This window comes from Paenibacillus solanacearum (genome assembly GCF_910593845.1).
GTDB classification, from domain to species: Bacteria; Bacillota; Bacilli; order Paenibacillales; family NBRC-103111; genus Paenibacillus_G; species Paenibacillus_G solanacearum.
On record NZ_CAJVAS010000007.1, the window covers coordinates 223,670 to 231,303 of the forward strand.

At 56.3% G+C, this 7,634-nt stretch carries 5 protein-coding genes and 1 other annotated feature; of the genes, 1 reads left to right on the forward strand and 4 read right to left on the reverse strand.

All coding sequences use genetic code 11. The features are described 5' to 3' along the window. Positions 1–65: 65 nt before the first annotated feature. Both ileS and KXG62_RS11105 read right to left on the reverse strand, forming a co-directional pair. Positions 66–3,152 carry an isoleucine--tRNA ligase gene (gene ileS / locus KXG62_RS11100; protein WP_218092017.1) on the reverse strand — a complete coding sequence of 1,029 codons (3,087 nt, stop codon included), beginning with the start codon at positions 3,150–3,152 and terminating at the stop codon, positions 66–68. Positions 3,153–3,267: 115 nt separating this feature from the next. Further along, positions 3,268–3,523, reverse strand: a binding site (T-box leader). 151 nt (positions 3,524–3,674) lie between these two features. Continuing rightward, positions 3,675–4,013, reverse strand: coding sequence for a hypothetical protein (locus KXG62_RS11105; protein WP_218092018.1), 339 nt, complete (start codon positions 4,011–4,013; stop codon positions 3,675–3,677). Between the two features lie 193 nt (positions 4,014–4,206). On the opposite strand from KXG62_RS11105, the gene KXG62_RS11110 reads away from it, so the two are divergent. Beyond that, positions 4,207–5,538, forward strand: coding sequence for a S8 family peptidase (locus KXG62_RS11110; protein WP_218092019.1), 1,332 nt, complete (start codon positions 4,207–4,209; stop codon positions 5,536–5,538). 240 nt (positions 5,539–5,778) lie between these two features. Here the strand turns inward: KXG62_RS11110 and KXG62_RS11115 are convergent, their stop codons facing one another. After that, entirely contained in the window at positions 5,779–7,098 is a 1,320-nt protein-coding gene (locus KXG62_RS11115; RefSeq protein ID WP_246627393.1) for an ABC transporter substrate-binding protein, read from the reverse strand. A gap of 241 nt (positions 7,099–7,339) precedes the next feature. Continuing rightward, the coding region (locus tag KXG62_RS11120; protein ID WP_281426741.1) for a group II intron maturase-specific domain-containing protein at positions 7,340–7,634 on the reverse strand (295 nt) is incomplete at its 5' end.

A 7,634-nucleotide genomic window follows, 5' to 3' on the forward strand; every position in this document is an offset into this window, starting at 1 on the left:
GCAAGGCGCCCCGCCCGCTTCCGGCCTTCATGTCGGCCTCCCCGCTTCCTCTCCTCGGCCAAAACTCAGAGCTCGATCCGCAGGCGCAAGCTCCGGTCTCCCATCGGCACGGATACCATCTCCGGCTCGCTCGCGAAGGAAACGCCCGACAGCAGCACATGCTCCTGCAGCACTTGCCCGAAACGTTCCAGCGCAAGCTTCAATGACGGGTCGGCATCGAGCACCAGCTTCACCCGCTTCTCGATCGGCAGCTCCAGCTTCTTGCGGTAATCCTGCACGGCGCGTACCACTTCGCGCACCATCCCTTCCTGCTCCAATGCCTCGGTAACCGCCGTGTTCAAGGCGACCGTCATCCGGTAGCCGGATGCGGCGGCAAAGCCTTCCTTCGCCTGCTTCTCCACAAGCAGCTCATCCAGCGTCACGCGGTGCGTTGCGCCGTCATCGGTTGTAAGCTCGACGAAGCCTTGGTCCGCCGCCCGCTTCGTTTCCGCCGCGGTCAGCTGCTTCAGACGGCTTTGCAGCGGCCCGACGAATTTGCCGTACTTTTTACCCGCTTCTTTCAAGTTCAGCTTCAAGTTCAACCGCACGAAGCCGCTGTCGCTGCGTTCCACGCGGATATGCTTCACGTTGATTTCCTCTTTGATAATGTCCTCGAAGCGGGACAAATCCAGCTCGGTGTCAAGCGAAACGATCAGCTCGGACAACGGCTGACGCGTTTTGATGCCGGTCTCGCTGCGGACGCTGCGTGCCAGCTCGACGATCCGCATCACTGCCTCCATATCGCGCTCCAGTCCGGCGTCGATCAGCGATGCGTCCGCCTGCGGGTAATCCGCCAAGTGCACGCTGTCCTCGCAGCCGAGATTCGTATGGATGTCATCAGCAAGAAACGGCGCATACGGCGCGATCATGCGCGCGAGCGTGAGCAGCACCTCGTGCAGCGTGCGGAACGCCGACACCTTATCCTCCGTCCAGCCGCTGCCCCAGAAACGGTCGCGCGAGCGCCGGACATACCAGTTGCTCAGCTCGTCGACGAGCGCTTCAATCTGCTTCGCCGGGTTCAGGAAATCATAAGCCGCGAGCCCTTTACCGACCTGCAGCAGCGTGCTGTGCACCCGCGACAAGATCCAGCGGTCCAGCAAATTCGCAGAGGTTTGAGACGGATGCTGCTCCGGAGCAAATTCATCGAGGGCCGCATACAGCGCATAGAAAGCATGCACGTTATGGATCGTGTCGACGACCTTCGATTTGGCTTCAGCCACAATCGACTTGGAGAACCGTTTGTTGTTCCAAGGCGCGCTGTCGGACAATAACGCCCAGCGGAAAGCATCCGTTCCGAATTCGCCGATGATCTCCCAAGGATCGACGACGTTGCCTTTGCTCTTGGACATTTTTTGCCCGTTCTCGTCCAGCACGTGCCCGGTCGAAAGGACCGCTCGAAAAGGAGAGGCGCCACGGTACAAGGTCGATACCGCCAGCAGCGCATAAAACCAGCCGCGCGTCTGGTCGATCCCTTCGCAGATCATGTCTGCGGGGAACTGCTCCTGGAACCGCTCGTTGTCTCCGAACGGATGATGATACTGCGCGAACGGCATCGAGCCGCTGTCGAACCAGACGTCGATCACTTCCGGCGTTCGTTCCATCCGGCCGCCGCAGGCGCACCGCAGCTTCACGCGATCGACGAACGGCTTGTGAAGCTCGAGCTCCGCATCGATCGGCTCCGCCGCCCTGTCTTGCAAATCTTGCCGGCTGCCCGGCGCATATTCCGACCCGCAGTCCGGACAGGACCACACATTCAGCGGCGTCCCCCAATAGCGATTGCGGCTGATGTTCCAATCGACCAGCTCTTCGAGAAACTTGCCGAAGCGCCCTTCGCGCAGATGCGCAGGATGCCAGTCGATGCGGCTGTTGTTCTCGATCAGTTGCTCCTTTACCGCAGTGGTGCGGATAAACCAGCTTTCCATCGCATAGTACAGCAGCGGCGATTTGCACCGCCAGCAGAACGGGTAGCTATGCTCGTAACGTTCTTTGGCGAACAGCAGGCTGCGTTCGGCCAAGCTCCTCACGATGTCCACATCGCATTCCTTGACGAAGCGTCCGGCGAAATCGGCAATCCTGCCGGTATACCGCCCGGCGGCATCGACCACGTTCACGAAATCGAGTCCATGCTCGCGCGCCGTGCGATAGTCGTCTTCTCCGTGGGCGGGCGCGATATGAACGATCCCGGTCCCGCTTGCGTCGCTTACATAGTCGGCATCGACGACGATATGCCCTTTGTCCGCGCGGATGTAACCGAATGGAGGCTCATAAGGAAGCCCGACAAACTCCGAGCCCTTATGCGTCGATAAGACGACGTATCCGTCCTTCAACACCTTGGCCGCCAAAGCTTGGGCGACGACGAATACTTCGCCATGCTGTTCCGCTTTGACATAGTCGATGTGGCGGTTGACCGCCAGCGCTACGTTGGCCGGCAGCGTCCAAGGCGTCGTCGTCCAGGCCAGGAACGTCACGCCCCCGGCTGCGCTCCTGAATTTGACGGTGGCGCTCAAATCTTTGACATCCTCATACCCTTGCGCCACTTCGTGGGAGCTGAGCGTCGTCTGGCAGTCCGGACAGTACGGGCTGACCCGGTGGCCTTTGTACAGCAGCCCTGTGCGGTGAATATCGGCCAATATATGCCAGACGCTCTCGATATAATCATTTGTCAGCGTCACGTATGGATCGTCCATATCCGTCCAGTAACCGATCGCCTCCGTCAATTCGCGCCACTGCTTCTCGTATTCGAACACGCTGCTCTTGCACTGCTTCACGAACGCTTCAACGCCGTAATTCTCGATCTCCTGCTTGCCGGAGATGCCCAGCTGCTTCTCGACGCCCAGCTCAACCGGAAGTCCATGCGTATCCCAACCGGCTTTGCGGACGACGCGGTATCCGGACATCGTCTTGTAACGGCAGACGAAATCTTTGATAACGCGGCCCAGCACATGCCCGATATGCGGTTTGCCGTTGGCGGTCGGCGGCCCCTCGTAAAAAACGAAATTCGGTTTTCCCCGGCGATGCTCGATCGACCTGCGGAACGTCCCCTCCTGCTTCCATCGCTCAAGCACGCGCAGCTCGCGCGATCTCGCCGGCTCCTTCACATCCACTTTGTTCATCGTACCCATCCTCTCTCGGATCAAATGGCGATGGTAATCGGGTAGAATCGCTCAAGCCCGCGTCCGGGCAGCCCTTTCGGCACCTGCATCCGAAAACGCAAAAAAATCCCGCCCCGTAAGGGACGAGATTCCATCTCGCGATACCACCCTTGTTCCGCAAGCGACGAGAAACATCGCTTCGCAGCACCTCATACTACGTACCATCATACGCGTCCCTTGTAACGGCGGGATCCCGGGTCAGCTTACTTCTTGCTTCGGCTTTCCTTCTTGGAGAGGATGTTCGGCTAAGTCTTGAACGTTGGCTTTCAGCGCAAGGCCAACTCTCTGGGGAACAAGGGGTTTAGCGTACTCGTTCTCGTCAACGAATTTAACGACTGTTTTCAATTACGTTTAGTTCTACACGATTTTCTGCAAAATGTCAAGCGGTCCTTTCTCCCAAAAATGACCGACCGCATAAAAACGCAGCCGGCGGTTGGAGCTTTTTTGTGCACGGCTGCGTTGTCTTATCTCATTTGAACCAAATCACATTCTGACGACGATCGCTTCGATATCTGCAGGAACAAACTTCTGAGCGACCTGATCGCCATCCGCATTCCGCACCCGCAGTGTACGAGATACTGTGGTCAACGTAGCCAGCGAATCGAATCGGGCAACCCCCGTATCATCAAAATTCGCAGTGAGCGTCGGCGAGCCCGTTCTCGTTAATACGGCTGTCCATCCCGGGGTATCTAGAGGAATGCCATTAGCGTTCGTCACAATGACGTGAAAACGGGTCAACGTTTGCTTCGCTTTTTTTCTTTTCGGCTTGACAGCGGTCATTTTCTTTTTGGGTGAAGCCATCGGTTTTTTAACCATCGGCATCTTAAATCACTACTCCTTTTCGCAGGGATAGTCATAGTAATGCAAGACGCTTACATTTTGAAACCTCAAGTACCTATCCCTACTAGAAAAGGCGAATTCATTACTAGAACCGGCTACCCGCCCATATACTCCGCTCCCTCAACATTTCAAGCGCGGCACATATACTGCATGAGAAAGAAGGTGAACCTCCCGCATGAAACGAAAAGCTTGGCCGCACAAGCACGCTGCGAAGATGAATTCCCATCTGCGCAAAAAAGTACGGCAATCGCATAAATCCAAGCGCAGACCGGCATCCCTTCCAGTCATCGTTCAATTTCACATGAAAATGACCCCGGCCCTCCTCCGCCGCTTGCGATGCCGTCTAGGCTCCGACGCTTTGCCGAAGCATCGCCGGTTGCCGTTGATCAATGCGGTAAGGCTGAGAGTCACGATGAAAGGCTTGCGCTGTATGTGCAGCTTAAAATCCATCGGTAAAATTTATTTGGACGGCATTAAGAAAGCGTCGCTCGATTTTGCAACGCCCTCGATCGGCTCTACCGCCCTGCAAAAAAAACGCGGACTGACCGGCAAAGGGATCCGGATCGCAGTCCTCGATACCGGCGTGTATCCGCACCCGGACCTGACACGTCCCGTCAACCGCATCGTCGCCTTCAAAGATTTCGTCGGCTGCCGGAAATGCCCATATGACGATAACGGACACGGCACCCATGTGGCCGGGGACGCGGCGGGAAACGGGTGGATGAGCAAGGGGAAATACCGCGGACCCGCTCCCAAGGCGGGAATCGTCGCAGTCAAAGTGCTGAATCGCTTCGGCAACGGCTCCGACTCCACGATCATCAAAGGGATCGAGTGGTGCATTGCGAACCGGAAACGGCTGAAATTGCGCATTCTTTCCATGTCGCTGGGCGGGCCGGCTCCCGGTTCATTGAAAGATGATCCGCTAAGTCAAGCGGTGGAAAAGGCTGTCCGGGCCGGTCTCGTCGCTGTTGTCGCCGCCGGCAACGAAGGACCGCTTCCGCGGACGATTGACTCTCCCGGCAACGCTCCGTCGGCGATTACCGTCGGGGCGGTGGACGACCGGCGGACCGTCAGGGAAGCGGACGATACGCCGACATTCTTCTCCAGCCGCGGCCCAAGCCGCAACGGGAGCAAGAAGCCGGATCTGGTTGCCCCCGGCGAAGCGATCATTTCGCTGCGGTCCCCCGGTTCCTTCCTGGACCGCAGCTTGCCGTGGCTGCGGGTCGGCAAAGGCTACTTCACCCTGTCGGGAACGAGCATGTCCACGCCGATCGTCTCCGGCGCAGTCGCGCAGCTGCTGCAGAAGAAACCGTGCCTTACGCCTGCGCAAGTGAAAAAGACATTGAAGAAACACGCCTTCCCGCTCAAATACGGGATGAATACGGTGGGCAGCGGCGTGATCGACATGCGGTTTCTGCTCAAGCCTTCCCGCCGGTGCCGCGCCAAAAAGAGAAGGCTGCCCTCCCCTTGCCTGTATCTTCCCGCAGCCGGCTGCTGCGGCGGTTAATCCAGCCGCTCCGGCAGCCGCTCGACGGCAGCATCGAACGCATGGAGCAATTCGGCTTGGTCGATCGTCGTCACCCGCTTGTTCTTCATGCCGATGCGTCCGTCTGCACATGGGATGGGACGGACGCATCGGCAGCGAACAACGTGCACAACGGGCGACATCATCATTCCCCAGCCATCGGCCACCATTGACCATCAAGGTGACCGCCGAGTCCCGAGAAGCGAAAGCCATCCCCGCGCTTTACTTACCGCCCTTCTGGGTGACGAGCTGCTGAATCGCTTGGTTCGCTTCCTCCTCTACGGAACGAAGCGAAGTGTTCAGGTCCATGCCGCCTTTGAACATGTTGTCGAAAATTTTGCTTGTGTTCACGCTGTAGTACACAAGGCCGGGCGCCCTCGGCGCCGGGGGCTGCGCGTTTTTGCTGAAGTACACCGCGCCGGTATTTTTCCCGTTCAGCTGCGGCATGTTTTTCCCGTACAACTCGCGCACGGCTTTGCTTTTCAAAGGAGAAACGATACCTTGCTTGGACAGCTCCGACTGCACCTCGTCCGACAGCAGATGCTGGACGATCTGGAACGATTGATCTTTATACTTGGAGTTTTTCGTCACGAACAGCGAATACGTATTGGGCTGCATCCCGGTGCCCGGCACTTCTTTGAATGAAGGCGGCGAGGCGATGTCGAACTTCAAATCTTTATTGGCGTTGTACCAGCTCGTCACTTTCTCGGCCACATGCACAGCCATCGCCATCTGTCCCTTCGGAAAGTCGTCGATGTTCGTGTATTCATTTCCGGGAATTTCATAAAAGCGCTTGAAGTTTTCGACGAGCGTTTTCCATTCCGTCGTATTGACGGCCGCTTTGTTTTGTTTCAAATCGAGCGGTGTGAGCGAAAGCTGATTGTAGCCCATCATGACGCCCGGATGCGCGGAAAGCCCTTTGTACGATATGCCGTCGACCGTTCGCGTTAACTTTTTGGCCAAATCGTATACTTCATCCCACTGCATGCCGTCTTTCGGATACGGAACGCCGAACTTGTCGAACAGATCTTTGTTGTAAAACAAAATGATGTTGCTGAGCGTAAACGGGATGCCGTATAACTGCCCGTCCGGATTGGCGTTTCGCACCTGGGCAACGGAAGCCTCGTCAAGACGTCCGAGGTCGAATTGATGTTTCTTGATCAAGCCCGCAGCGTCTTCCGCAAGATCCAGCTCTTTCAGCTTGGATAAAATATTGCCGCTCGATTCGAGGACGATATCCGGAATGGTGCCGGCGGCGATCAAATCGGGATAATCTTGACCGGTCGCCTTATGAATATGCTTGATCGTCACGTTCGGAAATTTCCGCTTAATGTACTGCCCGATTTCGTTTTCGAAGCCTGCTTCTTGTGCGTATACGGAGTTTTGCGCTGTAAAAAACGTGATCGTTACCGGCTCTCCGCTCGCTTTTCCTTGCGGTTCTCCGGAGGGCGGAGCCGCTTCTTTACCAGAGCTGCACCCGCTTGCAAATACGGCCAGTCCGACCGAGACCGCAACCATTTTCCTATACCCTTGTCCCCCCATACCATCGCCCCTTCTCATCGGTAAATACATATGCGGATCACTGCGCCACTCGCAAAAACGCTTTCATTCATATTTATATGAAAGCGGACTCGGTACATTAATGTACAATCCTCACTTGTTCTTGCACGATCTTCACTTGTTCTAGAGTAAAGGGCAGAGAAATCTGCCCCTCCTCATCAAACCGTACGTGAGGTTTTCCCTCATACGGCTTTCCGATGTTCGTCATTCATGTGCATGCGGATTACAAGAGCGTTTTAAGTCCATATTGACTAGCTAGGAACCTCACTTCTTGTAGCGAACTCATCCATCTTGCGCGTTGCCTCTTCTTGGCATACCATCTCGTGAGCCTCTGCAAAATGTACCAGTCCAACTTTGCCAGCTTTAATTGGCTGTAAGCCGTATAGTAATAGTTCCTCCACCCCTGAATCTTAGGATTTAGCCATTCCACATGTTCGAGAAATGATTTATGCCTCATGTTCGGCGGGGCCAGACGTTCTTTTACGACCTCCCGGATGCGTTCTTCCGCTTTCCGGGCC

What these genes read in the sequence shown, in the direction of transcription:
- ileS (WP_218092017.1), bottom strand. Translation starts at nt 3,152, where the DNA reads ATGAACAAAGTGGATGTGAAGGAGCCGGCGAGATCGCGCGAGCTGCGC.
- KXG62_RS11105 (WP_218092018.1), bottom strand. Translation starts at nt 4,013, where the DNA reads ATGCCGATGGTTAAAAAACCGATGGCTTCACCCAAAAAGAAAATGACC.
- KXG62_RS11110 (WP_218092019.1), top strand. Translation starts at nt 4,207, where the DNA reads ATGAAACGAAAAGCTTGGCCGCACAAGCACGCTGCGAAGATGAATTCC.
- KXG62_RS11115 (WP_246627393.1), bottom strand. Translation starts at nt 7,098, where the DNA reads ATGGGGGGACAAGGGTATAGGAAAATGGTTGCGGTCTCGGTCGGACTG.